Consider the following 19,877-nt stretch of genomic DNA (forward strand, 5'->3'; position numbering starts at 1 on the left):
CGACCGGAACTACTTCGTTACAAGCGTCGTCACTTCGTTACCGGGCTTCCCGGACTTCGCCACGACCCGTGCCAGCGGCGCCTGTTGCAACGGCACCGGCCGCGCCACGACGGCGGGCGCCGGAGCACTCTCCTCCGGCTCCTCCTCCGCCTCCTCGTCCCGCGCGTCGTCCCGCACCCGGGCCACCCCGCACGGCACCTCCCCCGTCGCGTACGGCAGTTGAAGCTCCCCGTCCCTGCTCCACAGACCGACTCCGCGCAGCCACCCCTCCGGTGCCGGAAAGTGCCGCACCTGTCGCCCGGCGGGCCGCCACACACCCACCCAGCTCCCCGCCGGACCGTCGACCCGCAACGCCACGCCACACCCCTCCGGCGTCAGCACCTGCCCCGGCTGGATCGCGAACGGCGTCAGCGCGCACCCTTCGACGCGCAGGCACTCCGGGAACCGCACCGGCAGGGTGCTGCCGAGCACTCCCCAGCCCAGCCGTTCGGGCCCGCCGGGCGAGGGCGCGTCCGAGCCGATCAGCAGCAGTCCGCTGTCCGCGTCCGCGAGGAGCAGCCGGTCGTCGCTCTCCGCCGAGATCTGGAGCAGCGGCGACACCTCGCCGTCGCGCTCCAGATCGACCACGACCGCCTTCGTGCGCCCCGCGACCTCCCGGTCCAGGGCGAGCAGCCGGCCCGTACGGTCCAGCCAGACCCCGCCCGAGCAGCGCCCCGGGATCTCCGTGACGTACTCGGGCCCGAACGCGCCGCCCGCCACCAGCCACACCGTCGTCGAACGCCGGCCCAGGGCGAGGGCGTACGCGCGGTCGCCGCCCGGTGCCGGGGGCAGCAGCCGCAGCGGGGTGCCGGGGTCGGGGCACTCGACCGCGCCGAGGGGGAGTTCGCCGGTGCCGGGGCCGGTCGGGTAGAGCAGCGCGAAGGTGTGCCGGCCGTCGACGAGACGGTGGATGAGGACCCGCCCGTCGCCCATCGGCAGCACCTGCGTGCCGGGCTCCTCCGGCTGGTTGCCGGGCAGCGGTACGGCGTACGGCTCGGGTCCGTCGAGTGTCCAGCGCTCCGGGAACCAGGAGTCGCCGCTCCGTGCGAGCCGGGCCGCGTAGGCACCGTCCGCGGTGATCACGCACTCCGCCGCCGGGGACAACCCGTCCTCCGTGCTTGGTTCGATCGCACAGGCTGTCATCGATCGGTCACCTCCGGCGACGAAACTAGTTATCGCACGCACGGGCGTGGGACCGGCCAGCGCCCACTTCACACATAAGGGTGGCAAAGTAACGATTCGCCTGAGGAAACGGAGGCACGTGTGCTGGCCGGGACCGGGGACGGCGGTGGGGTGGCAGTGGGGACGGCGGCGGGACGGCGGTCGGGCGGGCGCATCGGTTCAGCCGTACGGACCAGCCAGGTAGCCTTGCGTTCGTGCCCCGTCTGTCCGTACCCCGTCTTTCCGAAGTCATCGCCGCACTCGACGCCCTCTGGCCCCCCGAGCGGGCCGAGTCCTGGGACGCGGTCGGCACCGTCGCGGGCGACCCCGACCAGGAGGTCTCCCGGGTCCTGTTCGCCGTGGACCCCGTCCAGGACATCGTCGACGAGGCCGTGAAGCTGGGCGCCGACCTGCTGGTCACCCACCACCCGCTCTACCTCCGGGGTACGACCACGGTCGCGGCGGACACCTTCAAGGGCCGCGTCGTGCACACCCTCATCAAGCACGACATCGCCCTCCATGTCGCCCACACCAACGCCGACCGCGCCGACCCGGGAGTCAGCGACGCCCTCGCCGGCGCCCTCGACCTGCGGGTCGTACGACCCCTCGTACCGGACCCCTCCGACCCTGCGGGCCGACGCGGCCTCGGCCGGGTCTGCGAGCTGGACCATCCGCTGACCGTCCGCGAGTTCGCGGCCCGCGCCGCCGAGCGGCTCCCCGCGACCGCGCAGGGCATCCGGGTCGCCGGCGACCCCGAGGCGCTCGTCCGCACGGTCGCCGTCAGCGGCGGCTCCGGCGACAGCCTCTTCGACGACGTACGCGCGGCCGGTGTGGACGCCTTCCTCACCGCGGACCTGCGCCACCACCCGGTCTCGGAGGCGCGCGCCCACAGCCCCCTCGCGCTGCTCGACGCCGCGCACTGGGCCACCGAGTGGCCCTGGTGCGAGCTGGCCGCCGCCCAGCTCGACGAGATCTCCGACCGGAACGGATGGGGCCTTCGCGTCCACGTCTCCGCGACGGTCACCGACCCCTGGACCGCCCACGCGGCGTCCACCACCACCTCTGAAGCACTGGGAGCCCCCAACTGAACGCCGCGCCCGCCGACCAGATCCGACTTCTCGACGTCCAGGCCCTCGACGTACGCATCCAGCAGCTCACGCACAAGCGCAAGTCGCTGCCCGAGCACGCCGAGATCGAGTCGCTGACCAAGGACCTCACGCAGCTGCGCGACCTGCTGGTGGCCTCGACGACCGAGGAGAGCGACTGCGCCCGCGAGCAGACCAAGGCCGAGCAGGACGTGGACCAGGTGCGTCAGCGTGCCACCCGCGACCAGCAGCGCCTGGACTCCGGCGCCGTCAGCTCGCCCAAGGACCTGGAGAACCTCCAGCGCGAGATCGCCTCCCTCGCCAAGCGGCAGGGCGACCTGGAGGACGTCGTCCTGGAGATCATGGAGCGCCGTGAGTCCGCGCAGGAGCGCATCGCCGAGCTGACCGAGCGCGTCGGCGCCGTCCAGGGCAAGATCGACGACGCGACCGCCCGGCGCGAGGCCTCGTTCGAGACCCTCGACGGCGAGGTGGGCACGGCGAAGAAGGAGCGCGAGGTCATCGCGGGTTCGGTGCCCGACGACCTCCTCAAGCTGTACGACAAGCTGCGCGCGCAGCAGGGCGGGGTCGGCGCCGCCCGTCTCTACCAGCGCCGCTGCGAGGGCTGCCGCCTGGAGCTGAACATCACCGAGGTCAACGAGGTGAAGGCGGCGGCTCCGGATGCGGTCCTGCGCTGCGAGAACTGCCGCCGCATCCTGGTGCGTACGTCAGAGTCCGGTCTGTAAGTCACCTCTGTAAGTCGGCAAGGAGCTTGTGGCGTGCGGGAGTTCATCGTCGAGGCAGACGGCGGTTCCCGGGGCAACCCGGGGCCCGCGGGCTACGGTTCCGTCGTCATCGACGCGGCCACGGGCGAGACGCTGGCGGAGGCGGCCGAGTACATCGGCATCGCCACCAACAACGTCGCCGAGTACCGGGGCCTGGTGGCCGGCCTGCGCGCGGCCCGCGAGCTGGACCCGACCGCCAGGATCCGCGTCCGCATGGACTCCAAGCTCGTCGTCGAGCAGATGTCGGGCCGCTGGAAGATCAAGCACCCGGACATGAAGCCCCTGGCGGCGGAGGCGGCCCAGGTGTTCCCGACGGCCGGGCAGGTGACGTACGAGTGGATCCCGCGCGAGCAGAACAAGCACGCGGACCGCTTGGCGAACGAGGCGATGGACGCGGGGAAGAGAGGCGAACAATGGTCCGCAGGCTCAGGTCAGACACCTAAGGGGCGCGGGGAACTGCGCGACCAGCCCCCACCGGCCGCAACTGTGACGACGACCGCTGACGCGAAAGCCGAGGCCGACGCCAGCGCCGCCCGCACCGTAGCCACCCCCCGCACAGGCTGGGCCCCCGCAGACATGGGCGCCCCCGCCACCTTCGTCCTCCTCCGCCACGGCGAAACCCCCCTCACCCCCCAGAAACGCTTCTCGGGCAGCGGCGGCACGGACCCGTCCCTCTCGGACGTGGGCCGGGACCAGGCCGAACGCGTGGCGGAGTCCCTGGCCGGGCGAGGCACGATCGAGGCGATCATCGCGTCCCCCCTGACCCGCACCCGTGAGACCGCCGCCGCGGTCGCCGCCCGCCTCGGCCTCGACGTGACGATCGACGACGGCCTGCGCGAGACGGACTTCGGCGCGTGGGAAGGGCTGACCTTCGGCGAGGTGCGCGAGCGCTACCCGGACGACATGAACGCCTGGCTGGCCGACCCGAAGGCCGAACCGACGGGCGGCGGCGAGAGCTTCGCGGCGACCGCGCGCCGGATGGCCATCACCCGCGACAAGCTGATCGCGGCCCACGCGGGCCGTACGGTCCTGCTGGTCACCCACGTGACCCCCATCAAGACCCTCGTCCGCCTCGCCCTGGGCGCCCCGCCGGAGTCCCTGTTCCGCATGGAACTCTCGGCCGCTTCCCTCTCGGCGGTGGCGTACTACGCGGACGGCAACGCGAGCGTACGACTGTTCAACGACACGTCACACCTGCGCTGAGCCCAGCCCTGCGGCCTGCCGGGCGAGCGCCTCGACCCGGTCCCAGTCGCGCGAGGCGATGGCATCGGCGGGAAGCATCCAACTCCCGCCCACACAGGCGACGTTGGGCAACGCGAGATACTCGGGGGCGTTCGCGGGACCGACCCCTCCGGTGGGACAGAACCGGGCCTGGGGAAGCGGCCCGGCGAGAGCCTTCAGATAGGCGGCCCCGCCCGCAGCCTCGGCCGGGAAGAACTTCATCTCCCGCACCCCCCGCTCCAACAGCGCCACAACCTCCGAGGTGGTCGACACCCCCGGCAGGAACGGCACCCCGGACGCCCGCATCGACTCCAGCAGTACGTCGGTCCACCCCGGGCTGACCAGGAAACGCGCCCCGGCGGCCAGCGCGTCGGACACCTGCCCGGGCGAGATGACGGTACCGACACCGACCACCGCGTCCGGAACCCCGTCGGCGATGGCCCGAATGGCATCGAGCGCGACGGGCGTACGCAGGGTCACCTCAATGGCAGGCAACCCCCCGGCGACAAGCGCCCGAGCGAGCGGCACAGCATCGACCAGATCTTCGACGACAACCACGGGTATGACGGGCGCAAGATCAAGAACGGAGGGGGAGGAGGAGACGGGCATGCGCAACATCCTGCCCGCAGTTTGCAGCACGCGCAAAGAACGTTGCACATGCTGCAATAGGGTGCGGTTGCCCGCCTAGGGGCGCGGGGAACTGCGCGACCAGCCACAACGGCGCAGCAGTCAACACACAACCCACCGCTCAGTGAACCTCGTCCACCAACACATCCAGCGCCCACGCAACCCCCGCCCGCGAGGGCACCGCAACCTCCACCACATACCCCAGATCCCGCAACGCCTCCACCAGCTCCCCCGGCCCGGAGGGCACCACCCCCGAACTCACCAGACTCCGCACGATCCGCCCCTTGGTCGCCTTGTTGAAATGGCTGACCACCTTCCGAGTCGGCGCGTGCAACACCCGCACAGTCACCGTCCGCCCAGCAACCTCCCCCTTCGGCTTCCAGGCGGAGCCATACGCGGAGGACCGCAGATCAAGAACCAGCCCACCCCCAGCCACCTCCGGCAGCACCGCGGCCATCGGCGCCCGCCAGTGCGCGGCCAACGCCCCGAGCCCGGGCAGCTTCACCCCCATCGAGCACCTGTACGAGGGGATACGGTCGGTGACCCGAACAGCACCCCACAACCCCGAGAAGACCAGCAGCGACCGCGCCGCCCGCTTCTTCGCGGCGGCGTCGAGCGAGGCGAGGTCGAGGGCGTCGTACAGCACGCCGGTGTAGATCTCCCCGGCGGGCCGCGCCCCGGCGGTCCGCAGCTCCACGTTCTTGGCGACCTCGCCCCGCAGTCCCTCACTGAGCCCGAGCACCTCGCGCGCCTTGTCCTCGTCACCGACGCACAGCTCGACGAGTTCGCCGAGGACGGCCTCGCGGGCGTCGGCGAGGCCGGGCAGGGACAGCGACTCCGGCTTGAGCGGGGCGCCGCGCCCGGAAGAGGCCTTGCCTTCGGAGGGAGGCAGCAGGACAAGCACGGTGAGTTCTCCAAACGGGTACGCGGGCTCGACTCGCGTCAGATTACGTGGCGAGGCGGGTGGGCCGGATTGTGCCTACGCTCGTTTCATGCCCCGCCGCCACATCCGCGTGACCGGCGCCCCCGAAGCCCCCCTCCGGGCCGCCCTCACCGCCCTGCGCACCGAACTCGGCGTCCCCGAGAGCTTCCCGCCCGCCGCACAGGCCGACGCGGAGCGAGGCGCCAAAGCCCCCGTCCTCCCCGCGACGGACGCCACGGACATCCCGTTCCTCACCATCGACCCGCCCACCTCCACCGACCTCGACCAGGCGATGCACCTCGCCCGTCGCCCCGGCGGCGGCTTCCGCGTCCGGTACGCGATAGCGGACGTCGCCGCCTTCGTCGTACCGCACGGCCCCCTGGACACCGAGACGCACCGCCGCGTCACGACCCTCTACTTCCCGGACGGGAAGACCCCGCTGCACCCGCCGACGCTCAGCGAGGACGCGGCCAGCCTCCTCCCGGGCCGGACCCGTCCGGCAGCGCTCTGGACGATCGACCTCGACGCGGACGGCCGTACCGTCGCAGTGGACGTCCACCGGGCCCTGGTCCGCAGCCGCGCCAAACTCGACTACGAGGGCGTGCAGCGACAGCTGGATTCCGGTACGGCGGAGGAGCCACTGGCCCTGCTGAAGGACATCGGCGAGGCCAGGGAACGCCTGGAGGTCGAACGCGGAGGCATCTCCCTCAATGTGCCGGAGCAGGAGATCGTGGAGGTGGAGCGGGACCACGCGTACACACTCACCTACCGCGCACCGCTGCCCGCCGAGGGCTGGAACGCCCAGATCTCCCTCCTGACGGGGATGGCGGCGGCCGAGCTGATGCTGGCGTACGGCACGGGAGTGCTCCGCACCCTTCCCGCGGCTCCGGACGATGGGGGTCCCCCCGGTCGAGCGAAGCCGAGACTGGGGGAGGTCGGCCGGCTGCGCCGTACCGCGCAGGCCCTGCGCATCGACTGGCCGCACCATGTCTCGTACGCGGCCCTGATCCGCTCCTTGGACCCACGCCGCCCGCACCACGCGGCCTTCCTCCAGGAGTGCACGACGCTGCTACGAGGCGCCGGCTACACGGTCTTCCGCGACGGCGACCTCCCGCCGATCACGACCCACTCCGCGGTGGCCGCCCCCTACGCCCACTGCACGGCCCCGCTGCGCCGCCTCGCCGACCGTTACGCCGCGGAGCTCTGCCTAGCCGCTGTCGCCGAACAGCCACCGCCCGACTGGGTGTTGGCGGCCCTGGACGCGCTCCCCAAGGAGATGGCCGAGGGCGGGAGACGGGCGGGCGCGGTGGAACGCGGATGCCTGGACATCGTCGAGGCGGCGCTGCTCAAGGACCGGGTGGGGGAGGTCTTCGAGGGGTGCGTGGTGGACGTGGAGGAACGCAAACCGACTGTCGGGACAGTGCAGTTGGAGTCCCCGGCGGTGGTCGCGCGCATCGAGGACGCCGACGGCACCCCGCTGCCCCTCGGCGAACGGCTGCGGGTACGGCTCACGAGGGCAGACCTTGGTGCGGCGGGGGTGCGGTTCGCTCCGGCATGACGGCCCGTAGCGAGCGTACGAGGGTGTCGGCGTCGTCGGCGTGGAAGCGGACGAGGCGGACGTCCCGTCGGCGGCCGAAGAAGGTGAAGTGGGCTACCGGCTCGATGAGTTCGAGGGTGATGGTGGTCTGGGAGCCGATGGCTAGGGAGAGTTCGCCCTCGGTCCGTTGATGCGTGGTCCGCAGTTCACGACGTACGGTCGAGATCTTCTCCAGCGGGATGCGCAGATCGACGTGGGCGGCGTAACGGACGTGCAGGGAGCGCGAGTTGAGGTCGAGGACGTGCGGGCGGACGACGGAGGCCGCGTGCAGCCCGATGACGAACTCGACCGTGTAGACGTCCAGGACGAACACGATCCAGTGCAGGATCGGCCAGTCGCGCAGCAGCACGAACATCGCGACCGTCTCGACGACACAGACGAAGGCGAACGCGAACATGGTCGCCCCCTGCCCACGGGCGTACCCGAAGGCCTGTCCGCCGTCCCCGGTCCCGTGTCGGCGCCGTGTCAGCCACAGGACCAGGCTCATGAGGAGGCGGCCCTCATGCCGTACCAGGGCGCCCGCGAACCTCATGACTGCCGCCCGGATCGCTGCCCGGTGACGATCCGCAGCGCACCGCGCACGGCGGCGGCCTGCGCGGGCGCGAAGTCGGCGTAGAGGGCGCGCAGGAAACTGTCGTCGTGATCGATGTCGGCCTCCGGGAGCAGTTCGCGGGGAAGACAGTCGGCGAGGGCGCGGGCGGCCTCCGCCACGCGCGGATCGTCGGCCGGGGCGTCGACGAGGGCGTCGAGCAGCACGTACACCTCGTGCGCCCGAGCAGCACCCTCGGGCGTCGCGAAGGCACTGCCCAGCGCGGCCATCAGGCGCTCCCGGTCCGCCGGTGCCGCCGTGGTCTCGATGAGCGCGAGCATCTCGCGGTCCTTGGCGGCCATGGGCGAGTCGGAGAGGGGCGCCAACTCGGCGAACACGGCGGCCAGTTCGGGCGAGACGGGCCCTTCGGCGGGCAGCGCCTCCGCGTCCAGCAGCGCACGCAACCGCACCCGCCGCTCACGAATGGCGACCTCCTGCCGGGCAAGATCCTCGTCCAGCTCACTGAGCACCTCGACGAGATCCCGCCCGGCCTCGTCCGCGAGTACGTCCCGCACCTCGGCGAGCCCGAGGCCCAGCTCGGTCAGCCGTCTGATCCGGGCGAGCACGACGGCGTGCCGCAAGGTGTAGTCCCGATACCCGTTGCCAAGCCGCTCGGGCTCGGGCAACAGCCCCAGGTGGTGATAGTGCCGCACGGTCCGCGTCGTGACGCCGACGGCGGTGGCAAGCTCTCCGATCCGCATGGCACCAGTAGAAACGCTGACGTTGCGGCAGGGTCAAGCGCGAACATCGGCACTCCGTGAGCCACGGTCCGCGAAGTACCGTTGACGCGTGAAGGCAACCGGGGGCACACGAGAACAGGCACTCTGGACCAGAACGAGACTGGGCCGCTGCGGCCCCGCCCTCGACCTGCTCACCGCCTGTTTCGACCGCCACGTCTATGCCCCGCACGCTCACGACGAGTTCACGGTCGGCGTCAGCTCCAGCGGCGTCGAGGTCATCGACTACCGGGGCGGCCGCATCTGCACCGACCCCGGCTCCCTGGTCGTACTGGAGCCCGGAGAGATCCACACCGGAGGCCCCGCCACCTCCGCCGGGTACTCCTACCGGGCCCTGTACGCCGACCCGGCCCTCCTCACCGACGGCACCCTCGACGGCCGGTTCCCGCACTTCCGCGAGCCGCTCGTCGACGACCCCGAACTGGCCGCCGCCTTCCACCTCGCGCACATCGAACTCAGCGCCTGCCCCGACCCGTTGGAGGCCGAGTCCCGGCTGTCCTGGCTCCTGGCGGAACTGGCCCGCCGCCACTCCACGGCCCGCCCGGTGGACGACCGGATCCCCGGCGCGGACCGGATAGCCCATGCCGTACGAACCCGCCTGGCCGACGAGCTGACCACCCCGCCCTCCCTCGCCGGCCTCGCCACCGACCTGGGCCTCTCCCGCTACCAGCTCCTCCGAGCCTTCCGTACGACGGTCGGGATACCCCCGTACGCCTGGCTGGCGCAGTACCGCGTGACCCGGGCCAGGGGTTTGCTGGAGGCCGGACTGCGACCGGCGGAAGTCGCATCGCTGGTCGGCTTCGCGGACCAGGCGCACCTGACCCGCTGGTTCCGGCGGGTCATGGGCGTGACCCCGGCGGCGTACCGCAACAGCGTTCAAGACGGCGACCGGGGAGGCAGCCGACACTTGCCCGCATGACTGCACGCGGCTGGTTGTTGTTCTCCCTGATGGGAGTGGTCTGGGGCATCCCGTATCTGCTGATCAAGGTGGCGGTGGAGGCGGACCTGTCGCCGTCCACGGTGGTGTTCGTACGCTGCACGCTGGGCGCGGCCCTTCTCCTCCCCTTCGCGATCCGCCAGGGCGGCCTGCCGCGCACGATCCGCACGCACTGGCGCCCGATGCTGGCCTTCGCGGTCATCGAGATCATCGGCCCGTGGTGGACCCTGACGGACGCGGAACGCCACCTGTCCAGCTCGACGGCGGGCCTGCTGATCGCGGGCGTACCGATAGTGGGCGTCGCCCTGGCCCGCTTCTTCGGCAGTACGGAGAGACTCGGCACCCGGCGACTCACGGGCCTGACCCTGGGCCTGGCGGGCGTGGCGGTCCTGACGGTCCCGCACCTGACGGGCGGCGACGCCCGCTCACTGGCGGAGGTCCTCCTGACGGTGATCGGCTACGCCACGGCTCCGCTCATAGCGGCCCGCCACCTGAAGGACGTCCCGTCCCTCCACCTGACGGCCCCCTGCCTGGCGCTGGCGGCCCTGGTGTACGCCCCGGCGGCGGTGGTGACCCGCCCGCCGACACTTCCGTCCCCCGACGTCCTGGCAGCCTTGGCCGTCCTCGGCGTGGTCTGCACGGCCCTCGCCTTCGTGGCGTTCCTGGAGCTGATCAAGGAGGTCGGCCCGACGCGGGCCACGGTGTTCACGTACGTCAACCCGGCGGTCGCGGTGGCGGCGGGCGCCCTGTTCCTGGACGAGCCCCTCACGGCCGGCATCCTCGCCGCCTTCGCCCTGATCCTGGCGGGCTCGGTCCTGGCGACGGCCACTGGACCGTGTCAGGGCGGACGCCCGGTAGCATGGTCGACACGGCAGACGAGCCGGGCGGACGGCCGCGTGGACTCCCCTTCGGGGGCGCTCCCCGAGGAACGTCCGGGCTCCACAGGGCAGGGTGATGGCTAACGGCCACCCGGGGTGACCCGCGGGACAGTGCCACAGAAAACAGACCGCCCGGCACTCAGGTGCCGGGTAAGGGTGAAACGGTGGTGTAAGAGACCACCAGTGCCCAGGGCGACCTGGGCAGCTAGGTAAACCCCACCCGGAGCAAGGTCAAAAGGGAACGTCCCCAAGGATTTGGACGGCGTTCCTGCGCGGACGTTCGAGGGCTGCCCGCCCGAGTCCGCGGGTAGACCGCACGAGGCCGGCGGCAACGCCGGCCCTAGATGGATGGCCGTCGCCGAGACGTCCGCGAGGACCCTCGGCACAGAACCCGGCGTACAGCCCGACTCGTCTGCCCTCTCATCTCACGCCGGAAGGCCCCGCCCGAATGTCTCCATTCGGGCGGGGCCTTCCTCGTTTCACGGAAGCCTCACGGGAGCCTCACGGCCGCCCGAGCAGCTCGGCGATCTCCGTTCGGCGCCAGTCCCACTGCGGATGCTTCTCGACCAGATCGACGAACTCGGCGAACTCGACGACGTCGCCGTGGTTCGTGTCGATCAGGCCCGAGAAGCCCCGGAGGACGGAGGACAGGAACACGCGCGCCGCGTCCATGGACTGACAGGACACGTAGATCGCACGGGGTTCCTCCCCGATCCTCTCCCGCGCGTCCTCGATCTCGTCCGGCTCGAAGTCCGTGAGGACGCCGCCCGAGAAGTCCAGAGCGTAGGAGTTCCCGTTCCAGTGCAGGAAGTCTCCGTCACTGAGCGGGTCCTTCTCGACTCCGAGCGACCGCACCTCGGCCTCGATGGCGGCGCACTCGCGTGCGCTCGCCAGCAGGACCACGGAAGGCCAGGACATGGCTACCTCCCCGTTCTCACGGTCATGGGGCGATCACCGCCAGGAGCTCCTCGAGATCGGTCGTGACCATATGGCCCGCCCGTTCCTGACTCTGGACGACCGAACCCCTCAACTTCTTGCTCGGCCAGATGAAACTGATGACCGGGTAGTCGGTCGCCGACTCGTATCGCTCGTGGTCGCCTGCGGAGCCCTTGCCGGTGCCGGTCTTCACCTGGATCACCGCGTTGCGGGTCACGATGTCGAAGTCGGTGATGTCCTTCCCGTCCGCGCCGACGATCTTGATCTCGACCGCCTTGACGTGGCCAGGGTAACGGGCCTCGATCGCGTCGACGAGCTCCGGAACCCCGGGGTCCTTGGGTGTGCCCACGTAGGTCGGCGAGTTGCCGGTGCCGGTCGGGCAGCTGTCGTTGTGGACCAGGACAGGTGCCGCACCCGCCAGCGCGTAGTACGTGTGCAGGTCGCCGACGGTCAGGTTGTGGACCGTGGAGTCCAGCGACGTCCAGCGCTGAACTCCGGTGATCTGGACATGCGTACCGGCGCTGGTCCTGAGCCACTGACCGGGCCTGAGGTCGGTGGCGTCGAGCCACCGGCCCAGCTCGGGGACCCAGAACGGGTGTTCGGCGGTCGCCGTGATCCGGTCCGTCCTCGAACCGGCCCCGCCGTCGGTGTCGACGGTGACCTCGACCAGGTGCTTGAGGCCCTGGCCCTTGATCTCGGCGGTGACCGTCTCGACGCGGGTCTCCCCGGTCCTCGGGTCCGTCGCGACGACCTTGTCGCCGGTCCTGACCTTCTCGATGGCCTTGGTGGAACCGTCGGCCATCAGCACCTTCGTGCCGGGCACGAAGCTGTTGCAGCCGGGCGAGTCGGCCGCCTTGCCCGAGCCTCCGCCGCCGCTGGTGCCGCCGTTGCTCCGGGAGGAACCGCCGGCCTTGCCGCCACCGCCGCCGCCGGAGCCCTTGCCGCTTCCAGCGGGGTGGGAGGAAGCCTTCGGAGCCGCCTTGGCCTGCGCCTGCTTCTGCGCAGGGTTACCCGTCTTCCGTTTCGCGGCGGCAGCCTCGTCGGCCTTTCTCTTGGCCGCCTCGGCCGCCTTCTTCTTGGCTCTCTGCGCGGCCTCTCTCTTCGCCTTCTCGATGGCCGCCTTCTTGGCCCGCAGCGCGGCGGCCTCGGCGGCCTTGGCCGCCTTCAGGACTGCCTCCGCGGCCCTCTTGGCGGCCTTGAAGGCCTGGATGGCGTCGATGGTGCGGTTGACCGCCTTCAGCACCGACGGGATCTTGCCCAGCCTGGTCCAGGGGATCGCACCGATGATCAGGCTGCCGCACGACCACATGTCACCGCCGAAGCAGGCCATGGCGTCGTTGATGCCGATGAAGTCCTTCAGCGTGTCCCAGGCGATCGCGAGGATCACCGAGGACAGCGACTTGCCCATCATGGCCTGTGCCTGCGCGACCTGCGACGGTGACAGACCCGCGCCCGCGAGGGCCGCGCTCTTCTCCGAGGCGGTCAGGCTGATCGACAGACCGCTCGGGTCGGAGTACGTGACCGGGTTGTTCTGCGCGTAGGAGTACCCGTTGGACTGCAGCGGGTCGTTCGGGTCGAGCACCGGGTCGACGGACAGGAAGCGTCCGACCACCGGGTCGTACATACGTGCGCCGAGCGGCTGGAAGCCGGAGGCGTCGTCCCTGGTCTTCCCCAGGAATCCCTTGTGGTTCTGCAAGTTGACACCGGCGGTGCCGCGCTCGTTGCCGAAGGGGTCCTGCTTGCGGATGCGCACCGACATGCCGCCGTTGAGGGCGACCTCCGCGTACGCACTGCCCTGGTGGTCCGACGTCTGGGCGACCAGGGTCTCCGAACCGGTGCCGTAGGCGTAGCGCATGACCGCGCCGCCGGGGGCGGAGTAGGTGCGCTGGGTGTTGACCAGGACACCGCCGCGCTGGACGGTGACCTCGGCCTCGTCCAGGTGCAGCGTGGCCTGCCTGCCCTTGATGGTGAGCAGACGGTTGCTGTCGGCGCCGTAGATGTGACGGGTCTCGTTCTGCGGCTGCCAGATCTGCGCGGACGACGCGCTGTCACAGGTCGCCAGGACGATCGGTGTGGAGTTGGCCGAGTTCGCACCCTGGACGGCCAGGCACAGACCCGAGGCCTTGTGGATGAGCTGCCCGGCCGTGTTGCGCTGCAGCTCCTGCGCGGTCACCTGCGCGGCGGTGGTACCGCACTTCTGGATCTGGACCGCCGACCCGGCCGCGTTCGCGGCGGGCTGGAGGCACCAGGTGTCGTAGAGCGACAGCGTGCCCCGGTCGGGGTCGGTCTGTGTCCCGCCGACCGGAGCCGGCGTCGGCGTGAACCTGAGGTTCTGCGCCACCGTGCCGTTGCAGGGGTAGAGCTGCATCGGCTGACCGGCGGTGGTCGTCCCCGACTTCAGGTCGAGGCACTTGTCGGCCAGGCCCACGTACGGGGTCTTGCCGCCGGTGCCCGCACCGGTGATCCGGTCGACCTTGCCGTCCGGCGTCCAGGTCAGGTCCTGCTTGTCCCCGTTCTGGATCGACGTGACCGACTTGGTCTCGCCGGTCAGCTCGTACAGACGCGTGGCCTCGGCCTTGACCTGCGCACCCGCGGGGGTGGTGTAGGTCTTCGTCACCTTGGTGAGCGTGTGCGGCTGGGTGCCGTCGGCCTTGCCGTACGCGTAGCTGCTGGTGGCGTCCTTGGCGGTGGCGCCGGTGAGGTCCTTCTCGGTCAGCTTGGTGCGGTTGCCGAGCAGGTCGTACTCGTACTCCTGCCAGTAGCCCGAGTTGTCCTTGCCCGCGGCGACGTTGAGCGTGCCGTCGGCGTCCTTCGGGGTGGTGCAGTTCGCCTGGTCGTCGGAGGTCCAGGCCGACTTCAGCTGGCCCATCGGGTCGTAGACGAAGCACTGCCGCTCCTCGATCCCGACGGACTTCTCCGCGACCGAGGTGACGTTGCCCGCCGGGTCGTAGGTGTACGCCCGGTTGGAGACCAGGTTGCCGCCGACGACGGAGGTGTCCGTGCCGGTGCCGGACTTCTCGCGGTAGACCGACTGCTCCTTGAGCTCGCCGGTGCCCTCGTCGTACGACGCCTGGGTCCAGACGCGGTACGGCTGGGCGCCCAGGGTCGAGCGGAGGACCTGGCCGTACGCGTCGTAGGCCGTCTCCGCCCCGTACCAGTCCTTGCCGGAGACGGAGAGCGCCCTGCCGTCCTTGTTGTAGCGGACGACGAGCTTCTCCGCGGCGAACCTGCCCACCGCCGGCAGGGTCTGCTCCTCCAGCATGCCGGTGTCGGAGTACGCGTACTCGTACTTGTAGTCCTTGGCGAAGCCCCACGTGTCGACGATCGACTGCGGCAGCGACACCGTGGTCGAGGTCGGCTGGTAGTCCTTCGTGTAGCCGCCGATCGACTGCGTGTACGCCAGCGTGTCCGTGTAGCGGGTGGCGCCGGCGGGCATGCCCTTGCCGCCCGGGGCGGTGTCGTACGTGAAGTCGGCGAGCACGGTGCCGGTCGAGCCGGACAGGCGCTGCTGCTTCGGGCGCGACAGTTCGTCGTAGCTGTTCCAGACCTTGACGCCACGGGCGTTGGCCGTCGTGAGGACGCGGCCGCGGGCGTCGTACTCCACGCTGGTCGTGCCCGCGTCGGGGTCGGTGGACGTCTCCATCCGGCCGTTGTGGTCGTACGTCCACGACCACGGGTGCGTCGGGTCCGCCGAGGGCGTGGCCTTCGCGACCTGGCCGTGCGCGTTGTACTCGTAGCGCGTCGACGTGAACCCGTTGGGAGCCGCCGGGTTGAAGGTGTCGGTGCGTACGGTCCGGCCCGTCGCGTCGGTGTAGACGCGGTAGGACGAGTCGCCCACGGGCTGGACGACCTTCGACCAGTCCGCGCCGTACTCGTACTTGACGGCCCGGTCCTCGTACGCCTTGGAGAACGACTCCTTGGTGACCGGATCGACCCACTTGAGGTAAGGCGTCTCCTGCGTCACACGGCCGAGACCGTCGTAGGTGTAGCGCGTGATGTTGGGGACGGCCGTGTCGGTGACCGGGGTGAACAGCTCGCCCGGCTCGGCCTCCTGGGTCAGGTAGGCGTTGTTCGTCTGGTAGACCTCACCGGACGTGTTGTACAGCGTGTCGGTGACCAGCCAGCCGGAGTCGTTGTCGGCCTCCTCCTGTGTCTGCCGCTCGCGGCCGAGGCCGTCGTAGAGGGTGACGGAGGTCTCGATCCGGTTCTCGTAGCCCCGCGTGTAGGTGGTGACGTACGGAGGCTTGCGGATCTTGATGTTCGGGTCGTCCGGGTCGGTCTCCTCCGGCGGGATCGTGTAGACCGCGCGGAAGTCCGGTACGCCGCTGCCGGGGGTACGACCCGCGGCCCAGGCCTCGGAGAGCCGGCCCAGCGGGTCGTACTTCGCCTCGCTCACATGCCCGTTGGCGTCCGTGGTCCTGAGCGTGGTCGAGCGGCCCGGCTCCAGCTCCTGGATCTGGCTGTGGCCGAGCAGGTTGGTCGTGGTGACCTTGAAGACCTGCCCCGTGGCCGGTCCCTCGGAGGCGTAGGTGATCGTGGAGGACTTCGACAGCTGCTGGTTCAGCTGCTCAGGGTCGGTCTGCCGGATGACACGGCCGACCGCGTCGAAGCCCCTCGTCCCGTTGGTCTGGAAGCCGGTGCCGGTGCCGTTGAGAGACCAGGTCTCCGTCGCCAGACCACGGGTGTCCGCGGCGAGCGTCGCACCGTAGGACCCACCGTCGTACGCGGTGCGGGTGGCCCCGCTCAGCGTCGTGAGGTCGCTCCAGTTCGCGGCCGCGCAGGTGGTCGGCGAGACAAGGACCTGCTTGCTCAGACCGATCAGGTTCCTGCCGGTCTGGTGCACGTACTCGGACTTGGTGCAGGACTCGTCACCGGACTTCCCGGTGTCGCCCGACGACTCCACCTGCGTCGGCAGCCCGTACGTCCCGTCGTACGACGTCGTCGTCTTCACCGAGCGCACCGTGCGCGTGTCGTCCGAGTTGGTGCCGGACGACTTGGTGTACGCGATCTCCTCGGGCTCCGTGACCCGCCAGGCCCGCAGCGGGGTCAGGCCGTCCTCACGGTCGCGCTTGGCCAGTTCGGTGGCCGCGGGCTTGGTGATCGAGCGGGTCAGCCAGTCGGAGTCGGCCTTCGTGGAGTCGGTGTAGCTCAGCTCCTCCGCTATCCGGCCGGCGAACGGCTCCTCGTCCTTGGCTATCTCGGCGCCCGTGATGTCCTTCACGGACACGGTGTCGCCGAGGCCGCGGAAGTAGCGGGTGACGGCCTTGGAGCGCTGGCCGGCGGTGTCCGCGGTGCCCTCGTCGTTGATCGGCCCCGTCAGGACCGTGGTCTGCTCGACGCCCGCGAACTGCGAGTAGGTGCGCTGGGACTTCTTGGTGAACTCGGCCTCGGCGAGCTTCCAGGCCGGGTTCTTGTACTTGTACTCGGTCCTGGTGGTGAAGTTGCCGTCGATGTTCGGGAGTTCCTCGACGGTGTCCACGACGTACTTGTGGAACCAGTCGATGTCCTCGACCTCGGGGTCGGGGTTCCAGAAGGACGGGTAGCAGAGGCGGTTGTTGCCCTTCAGCTGGCCCTGCAACCGGGCCATGGCCTGGGCGCGGGTCTCGCCGGACTGCTGGTCGAGCAGCGGCAGGTCGCCGGTGAGGCAGTCGCCCTCGATCGGCTTGTAGCGGACGATGGTCTCGCCGCCGTACTCGTTGATCACACGGGTGATACGGAGCCGGGAGAAGCCGGGACGGTGCGCGTTGACCGCCTTGACGCGGTTGGGCATGTCCTCCGCGTTGGACTCGAACCGCACCGAGTTGAGGGTGACCTTCGCGTCGGTGGTGCCGTTGCGGCCGTAGCCGGTGCGCTGCACGGACTCCAGCCACAGGGCGGTGTTCGGGCCCGTCTTCAGCTTGGCGAAGCTCTGCTTCAGCTGGTACTCGTCGACGACCTGGCGGGCGGCCGTGTCGGTACGACGCTGGGCCGAGGTCGTGATCTTGTCGAGGCGCTTACGGGTCCAGAAGGTCGGGCCCGCGTTCCAGCACTTCTTGCCGGACGCGCAGCGCAGGTCGGCCGGGGTGTCGAACCAGGGCCGGTAGTTGCGCGGGTCCTTCGACGTGAAGTTGGCCTCGGAGCAGGTGACGTCGTCGACGGTGTAGCAGCGCTCCTCCACCGAGAAGCCGACCCGGGCCGGGGCGGTCTCCGTGTAGAGGGTGTTGCTGCGCTGGCCGTAGTCGATGTGGTCGAGCCAGCCGTCGCGGTCGTAGACGACCGGATCCTTGAAGTTGAAGTTCCGGGCGTAGTAGTTCTGGTCCTTCTTCCACCACAGCGACATCGCGTTGCCGTGGACGTCCTCGACGTAGTCGAGACCCCAGCGCCAGCCCTGTGTGCAGTAGGAGTTGGTCCAGTCGGTGGTCGTCGGGCCCTTGTAGCAGTCCTCGTCGGAGTGGTTGCCGTAGACCGGGACCGTCAGCACCGAGTTGGTGGTCGGGTCGTCGGCGGCGGTGCCGCGGTCGGACCAGCCCGGGAGCTTGTTCTTGCCGAAGTGGTACTTGATGCCGTCCTTGGTGGTGACGACCCAGTACTCGCCGTCCCGGGCGCCGTTGCCGGTGGCCTCGCCCTTGACCAGCTCGACGGTGGAGCCGTCGCCGTTGGCCGTGAACCACTTGCTCTTGGTCTCGTCCCACACCAGCTCGGTGGTCATGCCGCCGAGGGAGAGGGTGGCGTTCTCCGAGCCCCAGCAGAGGTCCGCGGTGCGGTGCGTGGAGTTGTTCGAGCCCGCCTTCTTGGAGTCCTGACGGCAGTTGGCGTACGTACGGGTGATGGAACCCGCGTTGTAGTCCCAGCCGTCACCGATCCACGAGGCCTGGTTGTTCGACGAGGACGTACGGCCGTCCACGGACTGCGAGGAGTACGCCAGGTTGACCTTCGGCATCAGACCGCCGGCGGTCTCCGGGACCTGCGCCTGGTACGAGTACGTGAAGGCACCCGAGGACGAGCCGGACGACCACGAGCCGGAGGACAGCAGCGGCGAGGCCGTGAAGTCGCCGGACACCGACGAGCCGGTGTCGAGACCGCCGACGGTGCCGCCGCCGTTCGCGGAGACCGCGGGCTGGACGCCGTCCTGGAAGGAGGCCTGCGACGCCTTCGTCGTCTTCGAGGAGACGAAGCCCTCGCCGACGAGGCCGGCGACCGGGATGTTGCCGCCGAGGATCTTGCGGGTCTTGGCGTTCCTGGCCGTCGTGGTGTTGGTGGGCGCGTCCTTGGCCGCCACGGTCCGCACCGTGCTGCGCAGCCGCTGGAAGTTCTCCTTGCCGTTCCTGACGTCCTTGTCCCCCTGGGGGAGGGACATCGTGGTCACACCGCCGGCGTCGGCGCAGTCGCCCTCGTTGGGCGAGGAGTAGACGCAGTCGGGCAGCAGCATCAGACCGAAGCGGTCGGCGGCCTGCGGTCCGTAGAGGTCGGCGAAGCCCGTGGTGTCGATGCTGATCGCCACTTCGGCGGCCGGGTCGACGGTGGCCGGCGGGGTGAGCTTCATGACGATGCCGGAGACGCCCGCGTCCTGCGAGGTCGTCTGCGGGGCCACGCCCACGGTCCAGTTGCCGGCCAGGTCGGCGGGGTCGCCGCCCGCCGGAACGCCGATGGCGACCGGCAGGTTGTTGCTGACCGGCTTGGTGGTGCCGGGCGCGTCGGCCGCGGAGAGGGTCGCGCTGCCGGTGCCGGAGGTCCACGGCGCGATGGCGTCGGGGGTGTACGGGACGACCGGGTTCTGCGGAGCCAGGGTGAGGGTCTTGTCCGCGGCCTCGTCGCCGTCGACCTCGGTGGCCTCCGGCAGGTCCGGGAGGTCGACCTCGGCGATCGACTTCTCACGGCTCATGTCGGGGCCGGGGACGGCGAGTGCCTCGCCGCCCAGGCTGGTCACCGTAAGAACCGAGGACAACAGAAGAACGGTCGCCGTGCGGTTTCGCCGCCGACGCCGTCTCTGTGAGTCTGTCAGGACTGGGCGTATCGGCCCCAGCCATGACAGGCGACCTGAAGCACGCATCCGCGTCGACCCCCACCTGGTAATTCACCAAAAACACACGTCCGGCTCAGACGCGTGCGTGCGCACTCTGTGTCATGTCCGCCGCACAATTCAAGATCGGCCAATGGGCCGAAAAGCCTTGTTGGGTGATCTGGGTCACGGGGTGAAACGCATCAGACCGTCCTGTCGGTGACTCATGGGGTGGAGCGGGTGAATCGCCTGATCGGCATCAATGCGGCACCCAAAGAGCCCTGAACCGGGCACAACTGCCACACCGCCACATCGGCTTAGTATTTTCATAACAAATCCTTAACTAATTAAAATGTGGACGTGCTATGGCGAGTGTGTGATCGTGTGC

General features: G+C 70.2%; 12 protein-coding genes, 1 other RNA gene and 1 pseudogene. 7 read left to right on the forward strand and 7 right to left on the reverse strand.

Annotated elements, in window-relative coordinates:
• Window positions 1–9: 9 nt before the first annotated feature.
• Window positions 10–1,182 (reverse strand): hypothetical protein, encoded by a 1,173-nt coding sequence (locus OG787_RS35550; protein WP_405537952.1) that lies wholly within the window; start codon window positions 1,180–1,182, stop codon window positions 10–12.
• A gap of 233 nt (window positions 1,183–1,415) precedes the next feature.
• On the opposite strand from OG787_RS35550, the gene OG787_RS35555 reads away from it, so the two are divergent.
• The 3 genes from OG787_RS35555 to OG787_RS35565 are packed head-to-tail and all read left to right on the forward strand — an operon-like array spanning window position 1,416 to window position 4,270.
• Complete coding sequence (locus tag OG787_RS35555) at window positions 1,416–2,288, forward strand: Nif3-like dinuclear metal center hexameric protein (protein ID WP_369030723.1); 873 nt, start codon at window positions 1,416–1,418, stop codon at window positions 2,286–2,288.
• On the forward strand, window positions 2,285–3,028 hold the full coding sequence (locus tag OG787_RS35560; protein WP_369030875.1) for a zinc ribbon domain-containing protein: 744 nt from the start codon (window positions 2,285–2,287) through the stop codon (window positions 3,026–3,028). The genes OG787_RS35555 and OG787_RS35560 overlap by 4 nt, the downstream gene beginning before the upstream one ends.
• 33 nt (window positions 3,029–3,061) lie before the next feature.
• Window positions 3,062–4,270: a bifunctional RNase H/acid phosphatase gene (locus OG787_RS35565; protein ID WP_405537954.1), complete on the forward strand. Its 1,209-nt coding sequence runs from the start codon at window positions 3,062–3,064 to the stop codon at window positions 4,268–4,270.
• Here OG787_RS35565 and OG787_RS35570 read toward each other — a convergent pair.
• Window positions 4,256–4,897, reverse strand: coding sequence for a bifunctional 4-hydroxy-2-oxoglutarate aldolase/2-dehydro-3-deoxy-phosphogluconate aldolase (locus OG787_RS35570; protein ID WP_369030725.1), 642 nt, complete (start codon window positions 4,895–4,897; stop codon window positions 4,256–4,258). The two genes, OG787_RS35565 and OG787_RS35570, sit on opposite strands and share 15 nt — an antisense overlap.
• Before the next feature lie 139 nt (window positions 4,898–5,036).
• On the reverse strand, window positions 5,037–5,819 hold the full coding sequence (gene yaaA, locus OG787_RS35575; RefSeq protein ID WP_405537955.1) for a peroxide stress protein YaaA: 783 nt from the start codon (window positions 5,817–5,819) through the stop codon (window positions 5,037–5,039).
• A gap of 88 nt (window positions 5,820–5,907) precedes the next feature.
• Here yaaA and OG787_RS35580 point away from each other — a divergent pair, with 88 nt between their 5' ends.
• Window positions 5,908–7,395 (forward strand): RNB domain-containing ribonuclease, encoded by a 1,488-nt coding sequence (locus OG787_RS35580; RefSeq protein WP_405537957.1) that lies wholly within the window; start codon window positions 5,908–5,910, stop codon window positions 7,393–7,395.
• Here OG787_RS35580 and OG787_RS35585 read toward each other — a convergent pair.
• Together OG787_RS35585 and OG787_RS35590 are read right to left on the reverse strand one after the other, a co-directional pair.
• The gene (locus OG787_RS35585; RefSeq protein ID WP_405537958.1) at window positions 7,346–7,966 is read right to left on the reverse strand and encodes a hypothetical protein; all 621 of its coding nucleotides are present in this window, start codon (window positions 7,964–7,966) and stop codon (window positions 7,346–7,348) included. The two genes, OG787_RS35580 and OG787_RS35585, sit on opposite strands and share 50 nt — an antisense overlap.
• Window positions 7,963–8,724, reverse strand: a complete 762-nt coding sequence (locus OG787_RS35590; RefSeq protein ID WP_405537960.1) for a MerR family transcriptional regulator — start codon at window positions 8,722–8,724, stop codon at window positions 7,963–7,965. Before OG787_RS35590 ends, OG787_RS35585 begins: the two co-directional genes overlap by 4 nt.
• Before the next feature lie 88 nt (window positions 8,725–8,812).
• Between OG787_RS35590 and OG787_RS35595 the strand changes: the two genes are divergently transcribed.
• From OG787_RS35595 to rnpB, 3 genes and pseudogenes are all read left to right on the forward strand, one after another.
• On the forward strand, window positions 8,813–9,679 hold the full coding sequence (locus OG787_RS35595) for an AraC family transcriptional regulator (RefSeq protein WP_405537961.1): 867 nt from the start codon (window positions 8,813–8,815) through the stop codon (window positions 9,677–9,679).
• Window positions 9,676–10,506, forward strand: a pseudogene (locus tag OG787_RS35600) (DMT family transporter); the annotation flags it as partial. The gene OG787_RS35595 and the pseudogene OG787_RS35600, both read left to right, overlap by 4 nt.
• 67 nt (window positions 10,507–10,573) lie before the next feature.
• Window positions 10,574–10,990: RNase P RNA component class A (gene rnpB / locus OG787_RS35605), an RNA gene on the forward strand.
• Window positions 10,991–11,076: 86 nt separating this feature from the next.
• Here the strand turns inward: rnpB and OG787_RS35610 are convergent.
• Both OG787_RS35610 and OG787_RS35615 read right to left on the reverse strand, forming a co-directional pair.
• Entirely contained in the window at window positions 11,077–11,493 is a 417-nt protein-coding gene (locus OG787_RS35610; RefSeq protein WP_405537962.1) for a hypothetical protein, read from the reverse strand.
• Window positions 11,494–11,515: 22 nt separating this feature from the next.
• Window positions 11,516–19,372 carry a ricin-type beta-trefoil lectin domain protein gene (locus OG787_RS35615; RefSeq protein ID WP_405540686.1) on the reverse strand — a complete coding sequence of 2,619 codons (7,857 nt, stop codon included), beginning with the start codon at window positions 19,370–19,372 and terminating at the stop codon, window positions 11,516–11,518.
• Window positions 19,373–19,877: the final 505 nt, after the last annotated feature.

Origin of the sequence: Streptomyces sp. NBC_00075 (genome assembly GCF_045041225.1) — a bacterium.
Taxonomy (GTDB): domain Bacteria; phylum Actinomycetota; class Actinomycetes; order Streptomycetales; family Streptomycetaceae; genus Streptomyces; species Streptomyces adonidis.